At 67.0% G+C, this 22,783-nt stretch carries 23 protein-coding genes and 2 tRNA genes; 6 read left to right on the plus strand and 19 right to left on the minus strand.

Annotated elements, in window-relative coordinates:
- The first annotated feature begins 17 nt into the window (after positions 1-17).
- Entirely contained in the window at positions 18-659 is a 642-nt protein-coding gene (locus ACGHC0_RS14675; RefSeq protein ID WP_415265956.1) for a glutaredoxin family protein, read from the plus strand.
- Between the two features lie 52 nt (positions 660-711).
- On the opposite strand, the gene rpiA is transcribed toward ACGHC0_RS14675, so the two are convergent.
- Positions 712-1,404 carry a ribose-5-phosphate isomerase RpiA gene (gene rpiA / locus ACGHC0_RS14680; protein ID WP_415265957.1) on the minus strand — a complete coding sequence of 231 codons (693 nt, stop codon included), beginning with the start codon at positions 1,402-1,404 and terminating at the stop codon, positions 712-714.
- Between the two features lie 35 nt (positions 1,405-1,439).
- Between rpiA and ACGHC0_RS14685 the strand changes: the two genes are divergently transcribed.
- Positions 1,440-2,519 (plus strand): quinone-dependent dihydroorotate dehydrogenase, encoded by a 1,080-nt coding sequence (locus tag ACGHC0_RS14685; protein WP_368351684.1) that lies wholly within the window; start codon positions 1,440-1,442, stop codon positions 2,517-2,519.
- Positions 2,520-2,613: 94 nt separating this feature from the next.
- On the opposite strand, the gene ACGHC0_RS14690 is transcribed toward ACGHC0_RS14685, so the two are convergent.
- The 16 genes from ACGHC0_RS14690 to uvrB all read right to left on the minus strand — a co-directional run bounded on the left by ACGHC0_RS14690 (position 2,614) and on the right by uvrB (position 15,141).
- Entirely contained in the window at positions 2,614-2,973 is a 360-nt protein-coding gene (locus ACGHC0_RS14690; RefSeq protein WP_368351685.1) for a hypothetical protein, read from the minus strand.
- Between the two features lie 5 nt (positions 2,974-2,978).
- Positions 2,979-3,374, minus strand: a complete 396-nt coding sequence (locus tag ACGHC0_RS14695) for a phage holin family protein (RefSeq protein ID WP_368351686.1) — start codon at positions 3,372-3,374, stop codon at positions 2,979-2,981.
- 94 nt (positions 3,375-3,468) lie between these two features.
- The gene (locus ACGHC0_RS14700) at positions 3,469-3,777 is read right to left on the minus strand and encodes a DUF883 family protein (RefSeq protein ID WP_013595169.1); all 309 of its coding nucleotides are present in this window, start codon (positions 3,775-3,777) and stop codon (positions 3,469-3,471) included.
- Positions 3,778-3,895: 118 nt separating this feature from the next.
- The gene (locus ACGHC0_RS14705; RefSeq protein WP_415265958.1) at positions 3,896-4,999 is read right to left on the minus strand and encodes an NAD(P)/FAD-dependent oxidoreductase; all 1,104 of its coding nucleotides are present in this window, start codon (positions 4,997-4,999) and stop codon (positions 3,896-3,898) included.
- Positions 4,996-6,066 (minus strand): histone deacetylase family protein, encoded by a 1,071-nt coding sequence (locus ACGHC0_RS14710; RefSeq protein ID WP_415265959.1) that lies wholly within the window; start codon positions 6,064-6,066, stop codon positions 4,996-4,998. The genes ACGHC0_RS14705 and ACGHC0_RS14710 overlap by 4 nt, the downstream gene beginning before the upstream one ends.
- A gap of 137 nt (positions 6,067-6,203) precedes the next feature.
- Positions 6,204-6,278: transfer RNA gene (locus tag ACGHC0_RS14715), tRNA-Val, on the minus strand.
- Between the two features lie 44 nt (positions 6,279-6,322).
- A tRNA-Val gene (locus tag ACGHC0_RS14720) sits at positions 6,323-6,397 on the minus strand.
- 27 nt (positions 6,398-6,424) lie between these two features.
- On the minus strand, positions 6,425-7,156 hold the full coding sequence (gene dnaQ / locus ACGHC0_RS14725) for a DNA polymerase III subunit epsilon (protein WP_368351689.1): 732 nt from the start codon (positions 7,154-7,156) through the stop codon (positions 6,425-6,427).
- A 58-nt stretch (positions 7,157-7,214) separates the two neighbouring features.
- Entirely contained in the window at positions 7,215-7,553 is a 339-nt protein-coding gene (gene fdx / locus ACGHC0_RS14730) for an ISC system 2Fe-2S type ferredoxin (RefSeq protein WP_415265960.1), read from the minus strand.
- 34 nt (positions 7,554-7,587) lie between these two features.
- Positions 7,588-9,450 carry a Fe-S protein assembly chaperone HscA gene (hscA, locus tag ACGHC0_RS14735; protein WP_415265961.1) on the minus strand — a complete coding sequence of 621 codons (1,863 nt, stop codon included), beginning with the start codon at positions 9,448-9,450 and terminating at the stop codon, positions 7,588-7,590.
- 110 nt (positions 9,451-9,560) lie between these two features.
- The gene (gene hscB / locus ACGHC0_RS14740; protein WP_415268421.1) at positions 9,561-10,079 is read right to left on the minus strand and encodes a Fe-S protein assembly co-chaperone HscB; all 519 of its coding nucleotides are present in this window, start codon (positions 10,077-10,079) and stop codon (positions 9,561-9,563) included.
- Positions 10,080-10,171: 92 nt separating this feature from the next.
- Positions 10,172-10,495 (minus strand): iron-sulfur cluster assembly protein IscA, encoded by a 324-nt coding sequence (gene iscA / locus ACGHC0_RS14745; RefSeq protein ID WP_092837117.1) that lies wholly within the window; start codon positions 10,493-10,495, stop codon positions 10,172-10,174.
- 6 nt (positions 10,496-10,501) lie between these two features.
- Entirely contained in the window at positions 10,502-10,900 is a 399-nt protein-coding gene (iscU, locus tag ACGHC0_RS14750; protein ID WP_011795548.1) for a Fe-S cluster assembly scaffold IscU, read from the minus strand.
- Positions 10,901-10,939: 39 nt separating this feature from the next.
- On the minus strand, positions 10,940-12,160 hold the full coding sequence (locus tag ACGHC0_RS14755; protein WP_368351693.1) for an IscS subfamily cysteine desulfurase: 1,221 nt from the start codon (positions 12,158-12,160) through the stop codon (positions 10,940-10,942).
- 96 nt (positions 12,161-12,256) lie between these two features.
- A complete protein-coding gene (gene iscR / locus ACGHC0_RS14760) occupies positions 12,257-12,793 on the minus strand; it encodes a Fe-S cluster assembly transcriptional regulator IscR (protein ID WP_011795546.1) in 537 nt (178 codons plus the stop codon).
- Positions 12,794-13,050: 257 nt separating this feature from the next.
- Complete coding sequence (gene uvrB / locus ACGHC0_RS14765; RefSeq protein ID WP_368351694.1) at positions 13,051-15,141, minus strand: excinuclease ABC subunit UvrB; 2,091 nt, start codon at positions 15,139-15,141, stop codon at positions 13,051-13,053.
- A gap of 104 nt (positions 15,142-15,245) precedes the next feature.
- On the opposite strand from uvrB, the gene ACGHC0_RS14770 reads away from it, so the two are divergent.
- From ACGHC0_RS14770 to ACGHC0_RS14780, 3 genes are all read left to right on the plus strand, one after another.
- Positions 15,246-16,442 carry an amino acid aminotransferase gene (locus ACGHC0_RS14770; RefSeq protein WP_368351695.1) on the plus strand — a complete coding sequence of 399 codons (1,197 nt, stop codon included), beginning with the start codon at positions 15,246-15,248 and terminating at the stop codon, positions 16,440-16,442.
- A gap of 114 nt (positions 16,443-16,556) precedes the next feature.
- Positions 16,557-17,447, plus strand: a complete 891-nt coding sequence (locus tag ACGHC0_RS14775; RefSeq protein WP_415265962.1) for a CoA transferase — start codon at positions 16,557-16,559, stop codon at positions 17,445-17,447.
- Between the two features lie 145 nt (positions 17,448-17,592).
- Positions 17,593-18,006 (plus strand): hypothetical protein, encoded by a 414-nt coding sequence (locus ACGHC0_RS14780; protein WP_368351697.1) that lies wholly within the window; start codon positions 17,593-17,595, stop codon positions 18,004-18,006.
- Between the two features lie 77 nt (positions 18,007-18,083).
- Here ACGHC0_RS14780 and ACGHC0_RS14785 read toward each other — a convergent pair whose 3' ends face one another.
- Complete coding sequence (locus ACGHC0_RS14785; RefSeq protein WP_415265963.1) at positions 18,084-20,462, minus strand: YgiQ family radical SAM protein; 2,379 nt, start codon at positions 20,460-20,462, stop codon at positions 18,084-18,086.
- Positions 20,463-20,716: 254 nt separating this feature from the next.
- Between ACGHC0_RS14785 and ACGHC0_RS14790 the strand changes: the two genes are divergently transcribed.
- The gene (locus ACGHC0_RS14790) at positions 20,717-22,336 is read left to right on the plus strand and encodes a methyl-accepting chemotaxis protein (protein WP_368351699.1); all 1,620 of its coding nucleotides are present in this window, start codon (positions 20,717-20,719) and stop codon (positions 22,334-22,336) included.
- Between the two features lie 49 nt (positions 22,337-22,385).
- On the opposite strand, the gene ACGHC0_RS14795 is transcribed toward ACGHC0_RS14790, so the two are convergent.
- Complete coding sequence (locus ACGHC0_RS14795; RefSeq protein WP_368351700.1) at positions 22,386-22,589, minus strand: hypothetical protein; 204 nt, start codon at positions 22,587-22,589, stop codon at positions 22,386-22,388.
- Positions 22,590-22,783 lie beyond the last annotated feature (194 nt).

The raw sequence follows: 22,783 nt of genomic DNA on the forward strand, positions 1-22,783 counted from the left end.
CGAGGAGACACGCCCCCATGCACTCCCTGCCCCCCGCAGCCCGCCTGGCTGCGCTGTGCCTGGCCAGCGCGGCTGCCGCCCTGCCCGCGGCCGCCCAGAACGTCTATCGCATCGTCGGCCCGGACGGCAAGGTGACGTTCTCCGACCGGGCGCCGGACGCGCAAACCGGGCCGGCAACGGTGAACGGCAAACCTGCCGGAAACGCTGCCGGCGGCCTGCCCTATGAATTGCAGCAGGTCGCTTCCCGCTTTCCTGTCACGCTCTACACGGGCAACGACTGCGCCCCCTGCACCAGCGCGCGCAATCTGCTGGCAGGCCGCGGTGTACCCTTCACCGAGCGTACCGTGAACACCAACGAGGACGCAGAGGCCCTGCAGCGCCTGAGCGGCTCCACCACCCTGCCCTTCGCCACCATCGGATCGCAGCAACTCGTCGGTTTCTCCGACACGGAATGGACACAGTACCTCGATGCCGCGGGGTATCCCAAGCAATCGCAGCTGCCCCCGAACTACCGGCGGCCCCCCGCAGCGCCCCTGGTCACCGCCAAGCCTGCCACGCCGGCCCCCGCAGCGGCGCCTGCGGCAGCGCCCGCTCCGGCGCAGCGGCCAGCCGCGCCGCCTGCGCCTTCGCCCGCGAACCCCGCCGGCATCCAGTTCTGACCCCAGCGGGCGGCACGCTGCGGCACGGGCCGAGCGCGCTGGCTTGTCCGTCTCAGTACGTCAACGTCCGGACGCCCTCCGGCGCACCGATCAGTGCCACATGGGCCTTCTGATGGGCAAAGACGCCCACGGTCACCACGCCGGGCCACTGGTTGACTTCCGACTCGAACGCCAGCGGATCCTGGATCGACAGCCCCGTCACATCGAGGATGTGCTGCTGGTTGTCGGTGACCAGCGGCTGCCCGTCCGCGCCCCGGCGCAATACGGCCTGGCCACCCCGTGCGGCGAACCGGCGCGCGATCTGCTGCGCTGCCATGGGAATCACCTCGACCGGAAGCGGAAACCGGCCCAGCGTCTCCACCAGCTTGGACGCATCGGCGATGCACACGAACTGCCGGGCCAGGGCCGCCACGATCTTTTCGCGGGTCAGCGCAGCGCCGCCCCCCTTGACCATGTGGCCCCACGGATCGATCTCGTCCGCGCCATCGATATAGACGGACAGGGATTCCACCTCGTTGGCGTCGAAGACCGGAATGCCCAGCGCACGCAGCCGCTGCGTGCTGGCCTCGGAGCTCGATACCGCACCCCGGATGCGGTCCTTCATCGGGCCCAGCGCCTGGATGAACTGGTTCACCGTCGAGCCGGTACCGACGCCGACGATGTCGCCCGGCACCACGTACTTCAGCGCGGCCTGGCCCACCAGGGCTTTGAGTTCATCTTGGGAAAGGGGTGCGGGAGTGGTCATGGGAGAGAATCGGAGTGAAGCCCTGAATTATCCCCATGTCCCTGATCCCCTACGCCCTCACCCGCCCGTTCCTCTTCGGCATGGATGCCGAAGCCGCCCACGAACTCACCATGGACATGCTGGCACGCGGCCAGCGCACGCCACTGCAGTGGGCATGGAGCGGCGAGCAGGTCTCCGACCCCGTCCAGCTCGCGGGCCTCACCTTTCCCAACCGCGTGGGCATGGCCGCGGGCCTGGACAAGAACGCGCGCTGCATCGACGCACTGGGCGCCATGGGATTCGGCTTCGTCGAAGTGGGCACCGTCACCCCGCGCGCGCAACCCGGCAACCCCAAGCCGCGCATGTTCCGCCTGCCCGAAGCCAACGCCCTCATCAACCGCCTCGGCTTCAACAACGAAGGCCTGGACGCCTTCCTGCACAACGTGCGGCAATCGAACCACCACACCCGCCCCGGCACCCGCCCGATGCTCCTGGGCCTCAACATCGGAAAGAACGCCACCACGCCGATCGAGGACGCCACGCGCGACTACCTGCTGTGCCTGGAAGGGGTCTATCCACACGCCGACTACGTCACGGTCAACATCAGCTCCCCCAACACCCAGAACCTGCGTGCACTGCAGAGCGACGCCGCCCTCGACGGATTGCTGGGCGCCATCGCCGAGCGGCGGGAGTCGCTGGCCAGTCAGCCCGGGAAGGCCACCGGGCGCATGCGCCGCGTGCCCATCTTCGTGAAGATCGCACCCGATCTGGCAGAGGAGCAGGTGGCCGTCATCGCATCCACGCTGCGGCGCCATGGCATGGACGGCGTCATCGCCACCAACACCACCATTGCGCGTGATGCGGTGAAGGGGCTGCGCCATGCGGAGGAAACCGGCGGCCTCAGCGGGGCACCGGTGCGGGAAGCCAGCAACCGCGTCATCCGCCAGTTGCGCCATGCATTGGGCAAGGACTTTCCCATCATCGGAGTGGGTGGCATCCTCAGCGCCGAAGACGCGGTCGAGAAAATACGCGCGGGCGCCGACGTGGTGCAGATCTACACCGGCCTCATCTACCGGGGCCCCGCCCTGGTATCCCAGGTCGCCAGGGCGCTGCGCGCCATGCCTCGCTCGGCCTGAAAGGAAAGCCGGAGCAGTCCGGCAGTGGCCGTGCGCACGGCGAGCGGCCTCAACGGCGAACCAAGCGAGGTAGGGGAAGAGCCAGCGCTGCTGTTCAGCGCTTCATTTTCATGATCAGGGGCATCAGCACGCTCGCCCAGCGCATGATGCGGCTGGGGCCCACGGCAGCAGCGGCACCGGCGGCGGCCACCACCATGATCGGGTGCTGCCGCGCGAACCAGATGACCCGCTCGGCGAGCGGAGCATCCGGATCCAGCGGCCTCGGACCGCCTTCTGCCCCCTGCTGAGCGCGCAATGCCGCGGCCTGCTGGTGCGCGAGACGGCGGCTGTGCAGCCGCTCGCGCTGCAGCGCGATGCGCTCGAGAATCTTGCGCTGTTCCGGGGTGGCGTGCAGGTCGCCGAGCGCGGGCCGGAAGTCGGTCTCGCCGGAGGTGGATGCGTGCGGTGCGGACATCGGGATTACAGCCTTTCCTTGATCTGCCGCCAGTCTTCGCGCAGTTCGCGGCGCGTGAGCGCGAAAGCGTTGCCGGCCTGCTTGGCAGTGGCCACCAGGCTGACCAGCGTGACTGCCCACAGGGCCAGCCAGGTGCCGGCCACGATCCACGCGACCATGGCGCGGTCCGGCGAATCCCAGAAATGCACCATGATCGCCAGGGACAACAGGATGAGGGCGATCACGGTCAAACCGGCAGCAGCCACGACGAGCACCACGATCCAGGCCAGCCGCCGCTTTTCCTCGGCCCATTCCAGGCGGGCCAGATCCCAGCGGTCCTCGGCGGCGATGGCACCTTCGATGGTGGCTGCACGCACGCGCGCAACCCACCCTTCCAATCCCAGCAGCGCCAACCAATTCATGAGGACCTTTCAATGCAGTGAAAAGGCTGGGTGTTTGGTATGCCCAGCCGGAAAGAGAGATGGCGGCGCCCGACGCGGCGAGCGCCTGCCCCGCTCAACGCCGGGCAAGCAGGAAGCCGACCAGGGCGCCTGCGGCCAGTGCAGCCGTGGCAACGCGCCAGGGCTCGTCGTGCGCATAGCGGTCCGCCACGCGGGCTGCTTCCTTCGCCTGGCTGGCGGCCTCCTGTGCCGCGCGGACGGCGGAATCTCGCACCGTGTTCACGCCATCGTCCAGCCGGCGGCGCAGCTGGCGGATTTCCGGAACGCTGTCCAGGTCCTTGTTGGACAGCAGGCCGCGCAGATCGGTGACCAGCTTTTCCAGTTCTTGTTGTGCATTGGAGAAGGTTTCGGATGCAGAGGTCATAAACAAGCCTTTCATAGCAGAACCCAAAGGTAATCCGCCCCTCCCAGGTCGGCTGTAGGCGGATGTCCCATATTACCGGCCACCATGAAGCATGAAACCGAAGCCCGCCGCGGAGCCCTCAGCCGCGCGCAGCGGCCGTGACGTATTCCGCGATCGCCAGGCAACTGGTGAGCCCGGGCGACTCGATGCCGAACAGATGCACCAGCCCCGGCACTCCATGCACCGCGGGCCCCTGGATGAGGAAGTCGGCGGCCGGCTCGTGCGGCCCATGGATTTTTGGACGCATGCCCGCGTAAGCGGGCTGGAGCGCCCCGTCCTGCAAGGACGGCCAGTATTTCCGCACCTCGGCATAGAACGCCTGGCCACGGGCAGGATCCACGGCGAGATCATCGCTGTCCGTGACCCATTCCACGTCCGGGCCGAACCTGGCCTGCCCTCCGAGATCGAGGGTCAGGTGCACGCCCAGGCCTGCCGCCTCGGGCACGGGATAGACCAGCCGCGAAAACGGTGCGCGGCCGGAGAGCGAGAAGTAACTTCCCTTGGCGTAGTGGGCCGCAGGCACCATGTCGAACGGCGTGCCCGCGAAACGGCGAGCCACCGCCGGCGCCTGCAGGCCGGCCGCGTTGACGACACACCGGGCAAGCAGCCTCGTGCCGTCTTCGGCCTGCAGCATGATGCCGTCCGGCCCGCATTGCGCCGCGGAGAAAGCAGAGTTGAGTGCCACGATGCCGCCAGCGTGCTCCAGATCCCCCTGCAGCGCCAGCATGAGCGCATGGCTGTCCACGATGCCCGTGCTGGGCGACAGCAGCGCTCCGGCACACGCGAGGGCCGGCTCGAGCGCCACGGCCTCGTCACGGCCGAGGCGCTGCAAATCGGACACACCGTTGGCACGCGCGCGCGCCGCGATGCCATCCAGCGATGCGAGTTGCGAGGCTGAGGTGGCGACGATGAGCTTGCCGCACCGGCGATGCGGTACCCCGCGCTGCGCGCAGTAGGCATACAGGAGCTCCTTGCCCCGCACACACAGCCGCGCCCTGAGCGAGCCCTGTGGATAGTAGATGCCCGCGTGGATGACTTCGCTGTTGCGGGAACTCGTGCCGGTGCCGATGGCCCCCGCGGCCTCCAGCACGAGCACTTCCCGGCCCTCCATGGCCAGCGCCCTGGCCACCGCGAGCCCCACCACGCCCGCGCCGATGACGACGCATTCGACCGCGTCGCTCATGGCCGCCCTTCCACTCCGGCACCGGCCGCCACGCGCTCGAAGCCCTGGAGCACATTGACCGCGTTCACGCCCAGTTCTGCCGCCGCGTATCCGCCTTCGAGCACGAAGACCGTCGGCAGCCCGAGGCGTGCGAGCCTGGCACCCACTTCGATGAAGTCCGGCGAGGACAGCGTGAACCGCGAGATGGGGTCGCCCTCGAACGTGTCGAGGCCCAGCGGCACGACCAGCGCCTGCGCCCCGCATTCCTCGACACGCGCGCAGGCCCGGTCGAGCGCGGCGAACCAGTCGGGAAAGGCCGTTCCCGCCGGCAGCGGGATGTTGCAATTGAAGCCTGCGCCGGGGCCGGCGCCGGTTTCGTCGGCATGCCCCAGATAGAACGGATATTCGGTCCGCGGGTCGCCATGGATGCTGATGCACATCACGTCGGAGCGTTCGTAGAAAATGCTTTGCGTGCCGTTGCCGTGGTGGTAGTCCACGTCCAGCACGGCCACGCGGCGGGCAGTGCCGGCATCGAGCAGCCACTGGGCCGCCACGGCCGCATTGTTGAGAAAGCAATAACCGCCCATGAAGTCAGGCCCGGCGTGGTGGCCCGGCGGGCGGGTGCAGCAGAACGCGGCACGCGCTCCTGCCGCCACCGCGGCCGCTGCGCTCGCGGCCGCGTCCGCGCCCGCCTTGGCTGCCGCCCAGGTGCCTTCGGACAGGGGCGAGCCGTTGTCCATGGAATACAGGCCCAGCCGCGCGACGAAGTTTTCGGGCTCGACATCGTCACGCAGCGTACGCACTGGCCACACCGAAGGAAACGGCTGCACTCCGGCATTGCGGACATCCAGCGACAGCCACTGCAGCCACGCCTCCTGCAGGAAGCGCAGGTAACGCGGCGCGTGCACACGTGCCAGGACGGTCTGGCTGTCCATGTCCGGAGCGCGCAGTGCGTAACCCTGCTGGCGCAGCCGGGCTTCCACGTAATCGGCGCGGTCGGGCTTCTCGAAGCAGGGAACGCGCTCGCCCCGGAAGAACTCATGGACCGGCGCGTGGAGACGGTGCGAGGGGTTGTGGTAGATGATCACGGCAGTCTTGGGTCCGGCAGGAAGAAAGCCGGATTGTGGCCGAGGAGCAGTAGCCGCCGGCACCGGGAGCAGCACCTGGCTACCGGTGCACGCAAAGCAAAAACCCCCTGCGGGCAGGGCCTGCAGGGGGTCTGGAATGGTGGGTGATACATGGATCGAACATGTGACCCCTGCCGTGTGAAGGCAGTGCTCTACCGCTGAGCTAATCACCCATTCCGGAAGAACCACCTGCAAGGCAGGCCATCCGGATCAAAACTGGTGGGTGATACATGGATCGAACATGTGACCCCTGCCGTGTGAAGGCAGTGCTCTACCGCTGAGCTAATCACCCCAGTGCCGTTGTTGCGGCAGCCCATGATTATGGCATAGCTTTTTGGCTGTCCGAAGAAATTTTCCAAATAGTTTTGCCGCCGCTGGCCTTGTCGATCTGGGCCAGGACTTCGTCGTGCGCAGCCAGTTCCTGCTCGCTGGCCAGGAGCACCGGCAGCGTGAAGGCCGAAAGGTCCACCGGCGCCAGGCGCACGGCGGTCTCGTCGCCCTCCTCCGCGTCGTCGGAGATCAGCAGCGCATCCTGGCCGCGCGTGAGGTTGATGTAGACATCGGCCAGCAGCTCCGCGTCCAGCAGTGCCCCGTGCAGCGTACGACCGGAGTTGTCCACGCCCAGCCGGTCGCACAGCGCGTCCAGCGAGTTGCGCTTGCCCGGGTACATCTCCTTGGCCATCACCAGCGTGTCCGTCACGCTCTCGACGTAGCTGGTGAACGCGGGACGGCCCGTCAGCTCCAGCTCCTTGTTCAGGAAGCCCACGTCGAAGGCCGCGTTGTGGATGATGATTTCCGCGCCCTGGAGATACTCCAGGATCTCGTCCACCACCTCGGCGAACTTGGGCTTGTCCTTCAGGAACTCATTGCTGATGCCGTGCACCTTCAGCGCGTCCTCGTGGCTGTCGCGCTCGGGATTGAAGTACAGGTGCAGGTTGTTGCCGGTCAGCTTGCGGTTCAACAGTTCCACGCATCCCAGTTCGATGATGCGGTCGCCGCCCTCCGCGGACAGGCCCGTGGTTTCGGTATCGAGAACGATCTGCCGCGTCATGCCCGGGCTCCTGCACATGCCGCGGTACCGACCGGGCGGAATTCAGCCTGGGCCTGCATCAGTGGTTCTCCTTGGCATGGTTGATCGTGTACTTCGGAATCTCCACCGTCACGTCCTTCTGCGCAAGGATCGCCTGGCAGGACAGCCGCGACTGCGGCTCGAGCCCCCAGGCCCGGTCGAGCAGGTCTTCTTCCTCTTCCTCGGCCTGGTTGAGCGACTCGTAGCCCTCCCGCACGATCACATGGCAGGTGGTGCAGGCGCAGCTCATGTCGCAGGCGTGCTCGATCTTGATGCCATTGTCCAGCAGGGCTTCGCAGATCGAGGTGCCCGCGGGCGCGCTCACTTCGGTGCCGGCAGGACAGTATTCGGGATGGGGCAGTATCTTGATGACAGGCATGTCGTGGGCTGGCTTGAAAGGATGTTCTGGTGTCTCAGAGGCTCTGGACGCTCTTGCCGGCCAGCGCCTGCTGGATGCCCCGGTTCATGCGCCGGGCGGCGAAAGCTTCCGTGCCCCGGGCGAGGGCCTGGGTCGCGGCATCGATGGCGGAGGCATCTTCATGCTCGCGCACCGCCTCCAATGCCTGCACGAGCGCATCGATGGACTGGCGCTCGGCCGGCGGCAGGATATCGCCATCGGCCTCCAGCGCCGTGCGGGTGGCCATGAGCATGCGGTCCGCCTCCACGCGGGCCTCGACCAGCGCACGGGCGCGCATGTCCTCGCCCGCCGTGGCGAAACCTTCCTGCAGCATGCGCGCGATCTGGTCATCGGACAGGCCGTAGGACGGCTTGACGTCCACCCGCGCTTCGACCCCCGTGCTCTGCTCGCGCGCGCTCACGCCCAGCAGGCCATCGGCATCCACCGTGAAAGTGACGCGGATGCGCGCTGCTCCCGCCGCCATCGGCGGGATGCCGCGCAGTTCGAAGCGCGCCAGGCTGCGGCAATCCGCGACCAGGTCCCGCTCGCCCTGCACCACATGGATGGCCAGGGCCGTCTGGCCGTCCTTGTAGGTGGTGAAGTCCTGGGCCTTGGCGGTGGGAATGGTCTCGTTGCGCGAGATGATGCGCTCGACGAGCCCTCCCATGGTTTCGATGCCCAGCGACAGCGGGATCACGTCCAGCAACAGCATGTCCCCCGCCGGGTCGTTGCCGGCGAGCTGGTGGGCCTGGATGGCTGCGCCCAGGGCGACCACTTCGTCCGGATTCAGGTTGTTCAAGGGCTCGGTGCCGAAGAACGCGGCTACCGCGCGCTGGATCTGCGGCATGCGGGTGGACCCGCCGACCATCACGACGCCCTGGATGTCTTCCCGCTGCAGGCGCGCATCCCGCAGGGCCCGGCGCACCGCGGCCAGCGTGCGCTCCGTCAGCGCCGACGTAATGGCGTCGAAATCACTGCGGAGCACGTCCAGCCGGACCTCGCTGCCGCCGATGCGCGCCGAGAACAGCGCGCTCTCCGCGGCCGTCAGCCCTTCCTTGCAGGCCCGGGCCGCGATGCGCGCGGCCGCCTTGTCCTGCGCGCTTTCTGCCCGGATATCCAGCCGCTGCAGCGCCCACTCCGCCAGCGCGGCATCGTAGTCGTCACCGCCGAGCGCGGAATCACCACCGGTGGCGATCACCTCGAACACACCCTGCGTCAGGCGCAGGATGGAAATGTCGAAGGTTCCACCACCCAGGTCATAGACCGCATAGACGCCCTCGCTGGCATTGTCCAGGCCGTAGGCAATGGCCGCAGCCGTGGGTTCGTTGATGAGGCGCAGCAGGTTCAGGCCCGCCAGACGGGCGGCATCCTTGGTCGCCTGCCGCTGCGCGTCGTCGAAATAGGCAGGCACGGTGATCACCGCGCCGTACAGGTCGTCGTCGAAGGTGTCCTCGGCACGGTGGCGCAGTTCGGCCAGGATCTCCGCACTCACTTCGACGGGCGACTTCACCCCGTCCACGGTTTGCATCGCCACCATGTCGCCTTCCTGGCCGGGAACGAAGGCGTAGGGCAGGCGCTCGGGGTGGTCGATATCCTTGAGCCCGCGGCCCATGAAGCGCTTGACAGACACCAGGGTGTTGGCGGCGTCTTCCGACCGAGAGTCCATGGCCGCGTAGCCGATCTGCCGACGCCCCTGGGGCAGGTAGCGCACCACCGAAGGCAGCAGCAACCGGCCCTCGGCATCCGGCAGGCACTCTGCGGCACCATTGCGCACGGCGGCCACCAGCGAGTGGGTCGTACCGAGATCGATACCGACCGCGATGCGGCGCTGGTGGGGATTCGGGGACTGGCCGGGTTCGGAAATCTGCAGAAGCGCCATGGTGGTGGTAACGGGCAAGCCGGACGGGAAAGTGGGCCGCGAAGGCGCCCTGGTCCAAAAAAAATGGAAAACGCGCGAGGCCATGCGGGCCTGCGAAAGGAGCAAGAGGGCTATTGTTCCAGTTGCTCCCGGCGGCGATCGATATCGAGCGCAAAGCGCTCAATGAACATAAGGCTTCTGACAGCCCCTGCCGCGGCCGCATAGTCCTGGCGCGCGTCGATCAGTTCGCCGCAGCGATCCAGTGCGTCGCCACGGGCCTGCCGCACCTCCGCCTCCAGGCGGTCGATGGCGGCCCCGTCGGCGGCCTCGTCGAGGGCTTCGCGCCACTCCATCTGCTGCATCAGGAATGCCGCCGGCATGGCCGTGTTGTCCTCTGCCTGGATGGGTGCACCGTGGAGTTCGCACAGGTAGGCCGCCCGGCGGATCGGATCCTTCAGGCGCTGGTAGGCCTCGTTGATGCGCACGGACCATTGCATTGCCACCCTCTGGGCCGCCGCGCCCTGCGCCGCGAAGCGGTCGGGATGGGCCTCCCGCTGCAGGGCTTTCCAGCGGGCATCGATCGCCGGGCGCTCCTGGGCGAAGCGCCTGGGCAGGTCGAAAAGCTCGAAATCGTCGGATTGCAGATTCATGTCAAGAAAAAAACCGCCAGCACACCTGCGATGGCGGTTCGTCATGGTCCATGCCGGCGACACCGGCAGAAACGCCCGGAGGGCCGGACGGTTCAGACGCGGAAACTTTCCCCGCAACCGCAGCGGTCGCGCTCGTTGGGATTGTTGAAGCGAAAACCTTCGTTCAATCCTTCCCGCACGAAATCCAGCTGCGTGCCGTCGATGTACGCGAGGCTCTTCGGGTCGATCAGCACCTTGACGCCGTGGTCCTCGAAGATCACGTCCTCGGGTTCGGGCGCATCGACATACTCCAGCTTGTAGGCCAGGCCGGAGCAACCGGTGGTCTTCACCCCCAGACGCACGCCCAGGCCCTTGCCCCTGCGGGACAGGTACCGGCTGACGTGCCGCGCTGCGGCTTCCGTGAGAGTGATCGCCATGGCCGGTCAGGCTCCCGCCAGGGCCGAGTGCTTGGCCTTGTAGTCCTGCACGGCGGCCTTGATCGCATCCTCCGCAAGGATGGAGCAATGGATCTTGACCGGCGGCAGCGCCAGTTCCTGGGCGATCTCGGCGTTCTTGAGCGCCGCCGCCTCGTCCAGCGTCTTGCCCTTCACCCATTCGGTGACCAGGGACGAGGACGCGATGGCCGAGCCGCAGCCATACGTCTTGAACCGTGCGTCCTCGATCACGCCGGTTTCCGGGTTCACCTTGATCTGCAGCTTCATCACGTCGCCACAGGCGGGGGCGCCCACCATGCCGGTGCCCACGGAATCGTCGCTCTTGTCGAACGAACCCACGTTGCGGGGGTTTTCGTAATGGTCGATGACCTTGTCGGAGTAAGCCATGATTTCTACCTGCCTTTCACTTCTTCGCGGCTGCCGGGATCAGTGGGCAGCCCATTGGATGGAGCTGATGTCCACGCCATCCTTGTACATTTCCCACAGGGGGCTCAGTTCGCGCAGCTTGGCGACGTTGTGGCGGATGGAGGACACCGCGAAATCGATCTCCTCCTCGGTGGTGAACCGGCCGATCGTCATGCGCAGGCTGCTGTGCGCCAGTTCGTCGCTGCGGCCCAGCGCGCGCAGCACGTAGCTGGGCTCCAGGCTCGCGGAGGTGCATGCGGAGCCCGACGACACCGCCAGCCCCTTGATGCCCATGATCAGCGACTCGCCTTCGACGAAGTTGAAGCTGATGTTGAGGTTGTGCGGCACGCGGCGCTCGAGGTCGCCGTTCACGAACACCTGCTCGATGTCGGTCAGCCCGTCGAGCAGGCGCTTCTGCAGCACGCGCACCTTGGCGAGGTCCTGCGCCATTTCTTCCCGGGCGATGCGGAAGGCTTCGCCCATGCCGACGATCTGGTGGGTCGGCAGGGTGCCGGACCGCATGCCGCGCTCGTGCCCGCCGCCGTGCATCTGCGCCTCCAGGCGCACCCGGGGCTTGCGGCGCACATAGAGCGCGCCGATGCCCTTGGGGCCGTAGGTCTTGTGCGAAGCCAGGCTCATGAGGTCCACCGGCAGGGTCTGCAGGTCGATCTCCACCTTGCCGGTGGCCTGGGCCGCATCGACGTGGAAGATCACGCCCTTCTCGCGGCACAGCGCTCCGATCGCGGGAATGTCCTGGATGACGCCGATCTCGTTGTTCACGAACATCACGCTCAGCAGGATCGTGTCGGGACGGATGGCCGCCTTCAGCACCTCGAAGTCGAGCAGGCCGTTTTCCTGCACATCCAGGTAGGTGACCTCGAAGCCCTGGCGCTCCATCTCGCGCATGGTGTCGAGAACGGCCTTGTGTTCCGTCTTGACGGTGATGAGGTGCTTGCCCTTGCCCTTGTAGAACTGGCCGGCGCCCTTGATGGCGAGGTTGTTGGACTCGGTGGCACCACTGGTCCAGACGATTTCGCGCGGGTCCGCATGGATGAGCGCAGCGACATCGGCACGCGCCTTTTCCACGGCCTCCTCGGCTTCCCAGCCCCACGCATGGCTGCGCGACGCGGGGTTGCCGAAGTGCTCGCGCAACCAGGGGATCATGGCGTCCACCACGCGCGGATCGACCGGCGTCGTGGCTCCATAGTCCAGGTAGATGGGGAAATGCGGTGTCATGTCCATGGCTGGCTCAGTAAATGTCTGGCTGGCGAATCGTGGCGACGGGATCGGCCCTGGCGGAGCCGGCCCCGAACCCCGGGGTCGCCCGGGCCGTCGGGTTCAGGATTTGGCGAATGCGTTGCCCAGGGCGAACACGGAGTTGGGTGCATTCACGCGGATGGGCTTGACCACCGGCGTCGTGGAAATGGCGCGGCGGACCACCGGCTTGTCCTCGATCTGCACACCCTTGGCGATCTGGTCGTCCACCAGCTTCTGCAGCGTGACGGAGTCCAGGAACTCGACCATGCGCTGGTTCAGGGAAGCCCACAGTTCGTGCGTCATGCAGCGGCCGGCCTCGCCCAGGCAGTTTTCCTTGCCGCCGCATTGCGTGGCATCGATGGGCTCGTCCACCGACACGATGATGTCGGCGACGGTGATGTCGGCCGCCTTGCGGGCCAGGGTGTAGCCGCCGCCCGGGCCGCGGGTGGATTCGACGAGTTCATGGCGGCGCAGCTTGCCGAAGAGCTGCTCCAGGTACGACAGCGAGATCTGCTGGCGCTGGCTGATCGCCGCCAGCGTGACGGGACCATTGTTCTGGCGGAGGGCCAGGTCGATCATTGCGGTGACCGCGAAACGGCCTTTGGTAGTGAGACGCATCGCAAGCTCCTTTGCTAGCTTGTCCGTTATAGAAATGCCGGAACCCGATGGCAGTGGGCATACCGCAGAGGTTGCCGGCTCGTCTCCGCCCCTACACTCCCGCGCGAAGCCCCAGTGGACGGGGAGCACGGGAGCCCTTCTTCGTGGGCTGTTTTCTTGAGTGTTGTGCCCAAGTATAGCACAAAACCCTATTGTTTTTGTCGGGTAACAAAACCCATCAGTCACCTTTTCGCCCAGGCAGCACCCGCCCCTTCCGTTCAAGCCGCCTGGTCGGCCCCGCTGGCTCCGAAGGCCTGCGCCTTCAGCCGGTTCAGCTGGTCCCGCACCCGGGCGGCCTGTTCGAACTCCAGGTTGCGCGCATGGTCCAGCATCTGCTTTTCCAGCCGCTTGATTTCGCGGGCGACGTCCTTTTCGGACATGTCCTCGACCTGCGCCCGTCGCAGGGCCTCCTGTTCGAGACGCTCGGCCTCCCGGCCGGTCTTCTCGCTGTAGACCCCGTCGATCAGGTCGCGGACCTGCTTGACGATGCTCCGTGGCGTGATTCCCTGGGCTTCGTTGTGTGCGATCTGTTTCGCGCGCCGCCGTTCCGTTTCGCCGATGGCTTTTTTCATGGACTCGGTGATGCGGTCTGCGTAGAGGATCGCCTGTCCGTTCAGGTTGCGCGCGGCACGCCCGATGGTCTGGATCAGGCTGCGCTCGGCCCGGAGGAAGCCTTCCTTGTCCGCATCGAGGATGGCCACCAGTGACACCTCGGGGATGTCCAGCCCCTCGCGCAGCAGGTTGATCCCCACCAGCACGTCGAAAGCCCCCAGCCGCAGGTCGCGGATGATTTCCACGCGCTCGACGGTGTCGATGTCGGAGTGCAGGTAGCGCACCTTCACGCCGTTGTCGGTCAGGTAGTCGGTGAGCTGCTCGGCCATGCGCTTGGTGAGCGTGGTGATCAGCACGCGCTCGTTGCGCTCGACACGCACGCGGATCTCCTGCAGCACGTCGTCCACCTGGTGGGTGGCGGGGCGGACCTCCACGATGGGGTCCACCAGACCCGTCGGGCGCACCACCTGGTCCACCACCTGGCCGGAGTGGGTCTTCTCGTAGTCGGCCGGCGTGGCCGACACGAAGACGACCTGGCGCATGCGCCGCTCGAATTCCTCGAACTTGAGCGGACGGTTGTCGAGCGCGGACGGCAGGCGGAAGCCATATTCGACCAGGGTGGTCTTGCGGGCGCGGTCGCCGTTGAACATCGCCGCGAGCTGGCCGATCATCTGGTGGCTCTCGTCCAGGAACATGAGGGCGTCGGGGGGAAGATAGTCGGTAAGCGTGGGCGGCGGATCGCCCGGTGCGGCGCCGGACAGGTGGCGCGTGTAGTTTTCGATGCCCTTGCAGTGGCCGACCTCGCTGAGCATTTCCAGGTCGAACCGGGTGCGCTGCTCCAGGCGCTGCGCCTCCACCAGCTTGCCCTCGGCCACGAACTGGGCCAGCCGCTCGTTCAGCTCCAGCTTGATGGTCTCGACGGCGGCCAGCACCTTGTCGCGGGGAGTGACATAGTGGCTGCTGGGGTAGATGGTGAAGCGCGGGATCTTCTGGCGCACACGACCGGTGAGCGGGTCGAACAGCGACAGGGTCTCGATCTCGTCGTCGAACAATTCGATGCGGATGGCCAGTTCACTGTGCTCCGAGGGAAACACGTCGATGGTGTCGCCGCGCACGCGGAAGGTGCCGCGCGCGAAATCCTGCTCGTTGCGCGTGTACTGCATGCGGATCAGGCGGGAGATCACGTCGCGCTGGCTGATCTCGTCGCCCACGCGCATGATGAAGCGCATCTTGGTGTAGTCCTCCGGCGCCCCGATGCCGTAGATGGCACTCACCGTGGCCACGATGACCACGTCGCGCCGCTCGAGCACGCTCTTGGTGGCCGACAGCCGCATCTGCTCGATGTGCTCGTTGATGGCCGAGTCCTTCTCGATGAAGAGATCGCGCTGGGGAACGTAGGCCTCGGGCTGGTAGTAATCGTAGTAGCTGACGAAGTACTCGACGGCGTTGTTCGGGAAGAACTCCCGGAACTCGCTGTAGAGCTGGGCGGCCAGCGTCTTGTTGGGGGCGAACACGATCGCCGGCCGGCCCAGCCGGGCGATCACGTTGGCCATGGTGAACGTCTTGCCGGAGCCGGTCACGCCCAGCAGGGTCTGGAAGACCTCGCCGTCGCGCACGCCCTCGACCAGTTGATCGATGGCAGTGGGCTGGTCACCTGCCGGCGGGTACGGCTGGTAGAGCTCGAAAGGCGAATCGGGGAAGCGCACGAGGGTGCCTTCGCCTCGCGTCTCCGGCATGGTTTCGATGGGTTTTGGCATGGGCTGGCTCAAGGTGGAGCCCTTAAAATCGGGGCGACCTGGCAGAGTACAACAGGCCCGGTCTCCCGTTCCGACATCCTTCGTCGATACCCCAAGGAAACTCCATGTCTCTCTTCACCGCCGTCGAAATGGCACCGCGCGACCCGATCCTGGGTCTGAACGAGCAGTACGCTGCTGACACCAACCCCAACAAGGTCAACCTGGGGGTGGGCGTGTATTTCGACGACAACGGCAAGCTGCCCCTGCTGCAATGCGTCCAGGCCGCGGAAAAGGCCATGATGGACAAGCCTTCGGCACGCGGCTACCTGCCCATCGACGGAATCGTCGCCTATGACAGCGCCGTCAAGTCGCTGGTGTTCGGCGAAGGCAGCGAGCCCGTCACCTCCGGCCGCGTGGCGACCGTCCAGGCCATCGGCGGCACGGGTGGCCTGAAGATCGGCGCCGACTTCCTCAAGAAGGTCAGCCCCGATGCCAAGGTGCTGATCTCCGACCCGAGCTGGGAGAACCACCGCGCCCTGTTCACCAACGCCGGCTTCGTGGTGGATACCTACGCCTACTACGACGCCGCCAAGCGCGGCGTGAACTTCGAAGGCATGCTGGCCAGCCTCAAGGCCGCTGCGCCCGGCACCATCGTCGTGCTGCACGCCTGCTGCCACAACCCGACCGGCTACGACATCACGCCCGAGCAGTGGGACCAGGTGGTGGCCGTGGTCAAGGCCCAGGGCCTGACGGCCTTCCTCGACATGGCTTACCAGGGCTTCGGCCACGGCATCCAGGAGGACGGCGCCGTGATCCAGAAGTTCGTGGCCGCCGGCCTGAACTTCTTCGTCTCCACCTCCTTCTCCAAGAGCTTCAGCCTGTATGGCGAGCGCGTGGGCGGCCTGTCCGTGCTGTGCGCCGACAAGGAAGAAGCCTCCCGCGTGCTGAGCCAGCTGAAGATCGTGATCCGCACCAACTACTCCAACCCGCCCACGCATGGCGGCGCGGTGGTGGCCGCGGTGCTGGGCAACCCCGAGCTGCGCGCCCTGTGGGAGAAGGAACTGGGCGAGATGCGCGTGCGCATCAAGGCCATGCGCCAGAAGCTGGTGGACGGCCTCAAGGCCGCCGGCGTGCAGCAGGACATGTCCTTCATCACGCAGCAGATCGGCATGTTCAGCTACTCGGGCCTGTCCAAGGACCAGATGGTGCGCCTGCGCACCGAGTTCGGCGTGTACGGCACCGACACCGGCCGCATGTGCGTGGCCGCGCTCAACAGCAAGAACATCGACTACGTCTGCCAGTCGATCGCCAAGGTGGTCTGACCCCGGCTGCGCCCGACCGCGGGCGCCAGCATGAGCAGGAAGCCGCCTCCGGGCGGCTTTTTCTTGGGCGCATGGGCGGCATGCCCCTTTGCCCTGTCCCGGCGATACTGAAGCATGGCCTCCTTACCCCACTCCAACGGCGCGCTGGTCGGTTTCCGCATTCTCAGCATCGCCCTGAACCTCCCGGGACCCGCGGCCCTGGCGCGGTGCCGCGACGAGGGCGCCGCGTGCACGAAGCTCGAGCCACCGGCATCCGCGGGCCAGCCCAGCGCGGACCCCATGGCGCTCTATTGCCCACAGGCCTACGCGGAGCTGCATGCCGGCGTCCGCGTGCTCCAGGCCGACCTGAAAACGCCTGGGGGACAGGCGCTGCTGCACCAGGAACTGGCGGCCACGGATGTGCTGATCACCTCGTTCCGCCCCTCGGCGCTGCAACGGCTCGGACTGGACTGGCCGACACTGCGGGATCGCCACCCTGCGCTGTCGCTGGTCCGGATCGTGGGCGGCCCCGGCAATGCCGCGGAAGCGCCCGGCCACGATCTCACCTACCAGGCGGAGGCAGGGCTTCTGCCCGAAGGACAGGTGCTGCCCGCCAGCCTGCATGTGGACATGGCAGGCGCGCTGCTGGCCTCCGAGGCGGTGTTGCGCGCATTGCTCGCCAGGCAGTCCACCGGACGGGGAACGGAACACGAGATCGCACTCGCGACAGCGGCCCGGTGGCTGGCAATACCCAGAACCTGGGGGCTGGCCCTGCCGGCCGGCGACGTGGGCGGCGCCCATGCGGGATACCGCGTCTATGGGTGCGCAGACGGGAGGGTGGCGCTGGCGGCCCTGGAGCCGCACTTCATGGCCCGGCTGTGCGCCGCGGTCGGCCTGCCGCCGGGTGCCGATCCGCGCGATGCATCCACCCGGGAAGCCATCGCCGGCTTCCTGCGCCATCGTCACCGGGAGGAACTGGACCGCTGGGCCCGGCAGGAGGACATCCCCCTGCATACCATCGACTGACCGGCGCGGATTGCCGGGACATCGGCGCCGTCCGACAGCACGCTGCTGGCTTGCCCTACCTGTCGGATGCAACGCGGCATTGCCCAATCGCTGGAGTCGCGCGGCACCACGTGCGCGCATCCTTTGCCCCACAAGAGGTGAGCCCATGAAGCCGTTCGCACTCGACCCCGACATGACGTCGCCCACCGGCATGTTCTATCCCACGGGCTACGTATTCGCCCTTTTTCCCGGGGAGCAGCCCGGCCGCGACGCGTCGCAGGCCCTGGCGGACCAGGGCTACACCGATGTATCGCACGCGCCGCCCGACGCGATCCACCAGCACGTCGTGCGCACCCTGGGCAATGCGGATACCCCCCTGCCGAGCGTGGGGGCGGAGGGCGTGATCGTGCGACGCATTGCTGACCTGGCGGCTCAGGGCCACCACGGACTGCTGATCCGGCCGCGCGAGGACGACAGCCCGGAATCGCTGCAGGCGTCACTGGAACCGCTGGGTGCGAGCGCGGCTTTTTTCTACCGGCGCCTCATCATCGAAGACCTCATCCCCCAGCCTGCCCCCTGATGGCTTCCCGCCCGGGCTGCAGTCCCCGCCGGGTCGAGCGGTGCGGCTGCGCGGCCGGAAAGCCAGCGCTACGCGTTTCAGCGCGGCTTGCTCCGCCCTGCACCCATCGGCCGCGGCCCGGCAGCGGGCTTGCCGGGCGATGGACCGCCGGCGCGCGGGCCCGTGCGGACACCCGCGCGGGGCGGCAGCCCCGTGTGCTGGGTCAGCAGTTTGCCCGGCGCCGGCCCCTTGGCCTGTACCGTCGTGCTGTTCTTGCGCCGGGCACTCTGGTAGCTGCCATCCGTCATCGGCTGGAAGGTCGGGATCAGGTGGTGCTTGCCGTTGCCGATCAGGTCGGCCCGGCCCATGGCCTTGAGCGCCTCGCGCAGCAGGGGCCAGTTGTTGGGGTCGTGGTAGCGCAGGAAAGCCTTGTGCAGGCGGCGGCGCTTCTCGCCGCGCACGATATCCACGGACTCCTCGGCCGCATCGCGCATCTGGCGGCGCACCCGCGTCAGCGTATTGCGGCCGGAGTGGTACATGGCCGTGGCGGTGGCCATGGGGCTGGGGTAGAAAGTCTGCACCTGGTCCGCGCGGAAGCCGTTCTTCTTGAGCCAGATGGCGAGGTTCATCATGTCCTCGTCGCTGGTTCCCGGATGGGCGGCAATGAAGTACGGGATCAGGAACTGCTTCTTGCCCGCCTCTTCGCTGAACTGCTCGAACATCTGCTTGAAGCGGTCGTAGCTGCCGATGCCCGGCTTCATCATCTTGGTGAGCGGGCCCTGCTCGGTGTGCTCCGGCGCGATCTTCAGGTAGCCCCCCACGTGGTGCTGCACCAGTTCCCGGACGTACTCGGGCGACTTCACAGCCAGGTCGTAGCGCAGGCCCGAGCCGATGAGGATCTTCTTGATGCCCTTGAGCGCACGGCCCCGGCGGTAGATCTTGATGAGCGGGCCGTGGTCGGTGGTGAGGTTCTGGCAGATGCCCGGATAGACGCAGCTGGGCTTGCGGCAGGCGGCCTCGATCTCGGGGCTGCGGCAGCCCAGGCGGTACATGTTGGCCGTGGGGCCGCCCAGGTCGGAGATCGTGCCGGTGAAACCCTTGACCTTGTCGCGGATGTCCTCGATCTCCTGGATGATCGAGTCCTCGCTGCGGCTCTGGATGATGCGACCCTCGTGCTCGGTGATCGAGCAGAAGGTGCAGCCGCCGAAGCAGCCGCGCATGATGTTCACGCTGAAGCGGATCATCTCCCATGCAGGGATCTTCGTCGCACCATCGTGGCTGCCGTTCTCGTCGGCATAGCTGGGATGCGGGCCGCGGGCATACGGCAGATCGAAGACATGGTCCATCTCGGCCGTGGTGAGCGGGATGGGCGGCGGGTTGATCCACACGTCGCGCGCCGTGGCGCCCTCCCCGTGCGCCTGCACCAATGCACGGGCATTGCCCGGATTGGTTTCCAGGTGCAGCACGCGATTGGCGTGCGCATAGAGCACCGGGTCGCTCTTGACCTGCTCATAGCTGGGCAGCCGGATGACGCTCTTTTCGCGCGGGGGCACCTTGAGCCTGGCCTTGAGTGCCGGGTTCGCCACGAACTGGATCGGTTGCACCGCGGGGTTCGGATCCTGTGCCGCGGGAGCGCCCTCCTCCTTGCTGCAGCTGCTGCCCTGTGCGGCCGCCTGCTCGCTGGTCGTGAGGTAGGGATTCACGTGGGCCTCGACGCGACCCGGCTCATCGACCGTGGTGGAGTCGATCTCGAACCAGCCGGCGGCCGTCTCATCGCCCGGCCGGCGCACGAAGGCCGTGCCGCGCACGTCGGTGATCTGCTCGACCGGCTCCCGCGCGGCGAGGCGGTGCGCCACCTCGACCAGCGCACGCTCGGCGTTGCCGTAGAGCAGCAGGTCGCATTTGGCATCGACCACGATGGAGCGGCGCACCTTGTCGCTCCAGTAGTCGTAGTGGGCAATGCGGCGCAGGCTGCCTTCGATGCCGCCCAGGATGATCGGCACGTCCTTGAACGCCTCGCGGCAACGCTGGCTGTAGACGATGGCAGCGCGGTCGGGACGCTCGCCGCCGACGTCGCCGGGGGTGTAGGCGTCGTCGCTGCGGATCTTCCGGTCGGCCGTGTACCGGTTGATCATGGAATCCATGTTGCCCGCCGTCACGCCCCAGAACAGGTTGGGACGGCCCAGCGCCTTGAAGGGTTCGGCGCTCTGCCAGTCGGGCTGGGCGATGATGCCGACGCGGAAGCCCTGCGCCTCCAGCGTGCGGCCGATCACCGCCATGCCGAAGCTCGGGTGATCGACATAGGCGTCGCCCGTGACCAGGATCACATCGCAGCTGTCCCAGCCCAGCTGCTGCATTTCCTCGCGGCTCATGGGCAGGAACGGGGCCGTGCCGAAGCGCTTCGCCCAGTACGGGCGATAGCTCGTCAGCGGCTTGGCAGCGCGCGCGAAAAAGGAAACGTCGACAGGGGCGTTCATTGGAATGGCGTGGGGGCGGGGCCCTGGATTCTAGTGGGACCGCCCCTGGAAGCGTCCAGGGCTGCGCAGGCCACCACGGTCACGATGTGGTTTCACGGTGATCCGGACGCCGTGCAAGTTCCGTAAAAAGTGCAAAAAAAATTCTTGAACATGCCGATTGAAATCAATAAAATCATTTTTTTCAAATTGAGCAATAATTCGCTACAGCGTTCACCCATTGCAAGAGCGCGACATCTATCCACGGAGGCCTCCCCATGCGCAAAGCCACAATGACCGTCAAAAACCAGCTCAGCATCGCATTCGGAGCCCTGGTGGTGATGGTGCTCATCGTCTCGGTTCTTTCGCTCCACTCGCTGGGCAATGCGAACCAGACGTTCACGGGCTACGTGCAAGGCATCAATGCACAGTCCGACCTCGCGAGCGGTCTGCGCAGCGCGGTGAACCGCCGGGCGATCGCAGTGCGCAACCTGGTGCTCGTCACCGAGCGCCAGGAAGCGGACAAGGAACTGGCCCTGGTGCTCAAGGCCGACGAGGACGTCCAGAAAAACCTGGCCGGACTGAAGAAAGCGATCGAGCAGGATCGCTCTGCACCGGGATCGACCCGGCAATTGCTGGGTGAGCTGGAGCAGATCGAGTCGGTGTACGGCCCTGTGGCCCGCGACATCGTGAAGATGGCAGTGGCCGGGCAGCGCGACGCCGCCGTGGCCAAGATCAACAACGAATGCCGACCTCTGCTCGCCCAGCTCACGGGCAAGACCGGAGATTTCGTGGCCGACGCCGGAAAGCGCGCGGACGCGACGGAAGCAGCCGCGGCCGAGAGCTTCGTACGGCAACGGAACATTCTGCTCGGTGCCTGCCTGGCCGCGGTGGCCATGGCCATCGTGTCGGGCGTGATCATCACGCGCCGCCTGTCGAGTGCCCTGGGCGCGGAGCCGTCCGAACTGGGCTGGGCTGCCCAGCGCGTGGCCGAAGGCGATCTGGCTCCACTGGGCGCGGCTGGCGGCGTTGCCGCGGGCAGCGTGATGGCCTCCATCGCCAGCATGCAAAGCAGCCTGGCGCGCATCGTCACCCAGGTGCGCAGCGCATCGGACTCCATCGCGATCGGCTCGGCGGAGATCGCCACCGGTGCCGGCGACCTGAGCATGCGCACCGAACAGCAGGCCAGCGCGCTGCAGCAAACGTCCGCAACCATGGATGAGCTCAGCTCCACCGTGCGCCACAACGCCGACAACGCACTGCAGGCGAACCAGCTGGCTCAGGGGGCCACCGGTGTGGCACAGCAGGGCGGAGACGCCGTGAACCAGGTCGTGAACACGATGCGGGAAATCAACCAGAGTTCGCGCCGCATCTCCGACATCATCGGCGTCATCGACGGCATCGCCTTCCAGACCAACATCCTCGCGCTGAATGCCGCGGTGGAGGCAGCCCGCGCGGGCGAGCAGGGACGCGGCTTCGCCGTGGTCGCCAGCGAGGTGCGCAGCCTCGCCCAACGCAGCGCCCAGGCGGCCCGGGAAATCAAGACCCTCATCACCGACAGCGTGACGCAGGTCGAAGCAGGGACGGCCCTGGTGGACCGGGCCGGTCAGACCATGGAAGAAGTGGTGGCGTCGATCAAGCGGGTGAGCGACATCGTCGGAGAGATCAGCGCCGCCAGCAACGAGCAGAGCCATGGCGTGTCGCAGGTGGGCGTCGCCGTGAACCACATGGACGAGGCCACCCAGCAAAATGCCGCGCTGGTCGAGCAAAGCTCGGCGGCGGCGAAGAGTCTGCAGCAGCAGGCCCAGGATCTCGTGCAGGCCGTATCGATCTTCAAGCTGCAGCCGCAGCACGCCGCCCTGCCCCAGCCGATGCAGTTCGCCGCGCTGCAGGCGTGACCGACAGGAACTCCGCCGAGGGCTCAAAGGCCCCGGCGGCCTGCCCCGTTCACCATTCGCCGACGGCGCGCACCCGCTGGTCGAGATCCGCAGGAGGATCTTCGTAGGCCGACACCAGGAGGCAGCCGTCCGCCGGGGCGGATGGCGCCGCGGTCGCCTGGGTGGCGGGTGAAGCACCCGAAGCATCGCCCAGGAAGGGCAGCGCGGAAAATGGACGGGGCAGCGCGAAAGAGCTCAGATTGAAGGACAGCATGGCGGGCTTCCTGTAGCGACGTGGGGCGTCGCATGGTCTTCATGCGGGGAGTACCCCGATGAGCGTACGGGGGCTGATGCAGGCCTCCTGTAGGCCGGCACGCCTCCTCCATGACAAAACATCCCGCCGTGGCGCCCGAGCCACATGGGGCCCGGCTATACCGTGGCCGGACGGGGCGTTCGCTGCCCCGCCCT

The organism is Acidovorax sacchari, assembly GCF_042847045.1.
GTDB lineage: Bacteria > Pseudomonadota > Gammaproteobacteria > Burkholderiales > Burkholderiaceae_C > Paracidovorax > Paracidovorax sacchari.

Bases quoted from the DNA above. Each gene is read 5' to 3' on its own strand.
- hscB (WP_415268421.1), bottom strand. From the start codon at position 10,079: ATGAATCTGCAATCCGACGATTTCGAGCTTTTCGACCTGCCCAGGCGC.
- ACGHC0_RS14685 (WP_368351684.1), top strand. From the start codon at position 1,440: ATGTCCCTGATCCCCTACGCCCTCACCCGCCCGTTCCTCTTCGGCATG.
- ACGHC0_RS14775 (WP_415265962.1), top strand. From the start codon at position 16,557: ATGGCCTCCTTACCCCACTCCAACGGCGCGCTGGTCGGTTTCCGCATT.
- ACGHC0_RS14675 (WP_415265956.1), top strand. From the start codon at position 18: ATGCACTCCCTGCCCCCCGCAGCCCGCCTGGCTGCGCTGTGCCTGGCC.
- ACGHC0_RS14785 (WP_415265963.1), bottom strand. From the start codon at position 20,462: ATGAACGCCCCTGTCGACGTTTCCTTTTTCGCGCGCGCTGCCAAGCCG.
- ACGHC0_RS14695 (WP_368351686.1), bottom strand. From the start codon at position 3,374: ATGAATTGGTTGGCGCTGCTGGGATTGGAAGGGTGGGTTGCGCGCGTG.
- rpiA (WP_415265957.1), bottom strand. From the start codon at position 1,404: ATGACCACTCCCGCACCCCTTTCCCAAGATGAACTCAAAGCCCTGGTG.
- fdx (WP_415265960.1), bottom strand. From the start codon at position 7,553: ATGCCTGTCATCAAGATACTGCCCCATCCCGAATACTGTCCTGCCGGC.
- ACGHC0_RS14780 (WP_368351697.1), top strand. From the start codon at position 17,593: ATGAAGCCGTTCGCACTCGACCCCGACATGACGTCGCCCACCGGCATG.
- ACGHC0_RS14690 (WP_368351685.1), bottom strand. From the start codon at position 2,973: ATGTCCGCACCGCACGCATCCACCTCCGGCGAGACCGACTTCCGGCCC.
- iscA (WP_092837117.1), bottom strand. From the start codon at position 10,495: ATGGCGATCACTCTCACGGAAGCCGCAGCGCGGCACGTCAGCCGGTAC.
- iscU (WP_011795548.1), bottom strand. From the start codon at position 10,900: ATGGCTTACTCCGACAAGGTCATCGACCATTACGAAAACCCCCGCAAC.
- hscA (WP_415265961.1), bottom strand. From the start codon at position 9,450: ATGGCGCTTCTGCAGATTTCCGAACCCGGCCAGTCCCCGAATCCCCAC.
- iscR (WP_011795546.1), bottom strand. From the start codon at position 12,793: ATGCGTCTCACTACCAAAGGCCGTTTCGCGGTCACCGCAATGATCGAC.
- ACGHC0_RS14790 (WP_368351699.1), top strand. From the start codon at position 20,717: ATGCGCAAAGCCACAATGACCGTCAAAAACCAGCTCAGCATCGCATTC.
- ACGHC0_RS14705 (WP_415265958.1), bottom strand. From the start codon at position 4,999: ATGAGCGACGCGGTCGAATGCGTCGTCATCGGCGCGGGCGTGGTGGGG.
- uvrB (WP_368351694.1), bottom strand. From the start codon at position 15,141: ATGCCAAAACCCATCGAAACCATGCCGGAGACGCGAGGCGAAGGCACC.
- dnaQ (WP_368351689.1), bottom strand. From the start codon at position 7,156: ATGACGCGGCAGATCGTTCTCGATACCGAAACCACGGGCCTGTCCGCG.
- ACGHC0_RS14770 (WP_368351695.1), top strand. From the start codon at position 15,246: ATGTCTCTCTTCACCGCCGTCGAAATGGCACCGCGCGACCCGATCCTG.
- ACGHC0_RS14795 (WP_368351700.1), bottom strand. From the start codon at position 22,589: ATGCTGTCCTTCAATCTGAGCTCTTTCGCGCTGCCCCGTCCATTTTCC.
- ACGHC0_RS14755 (WP_368351693.1), bottom strand. From the start codon at position 12,160: ATGGACATGACACCGCATTTCCCCATCTACCTGGACTATGGAGCCACG.
- ACGHC0_RS14700 (WP_013595169.1), bottom strand. From the start codon at position 3,777: ATGACCTCTGCATCCGAAACCTTCTCCAATGCACAACAAGAACTGGAA.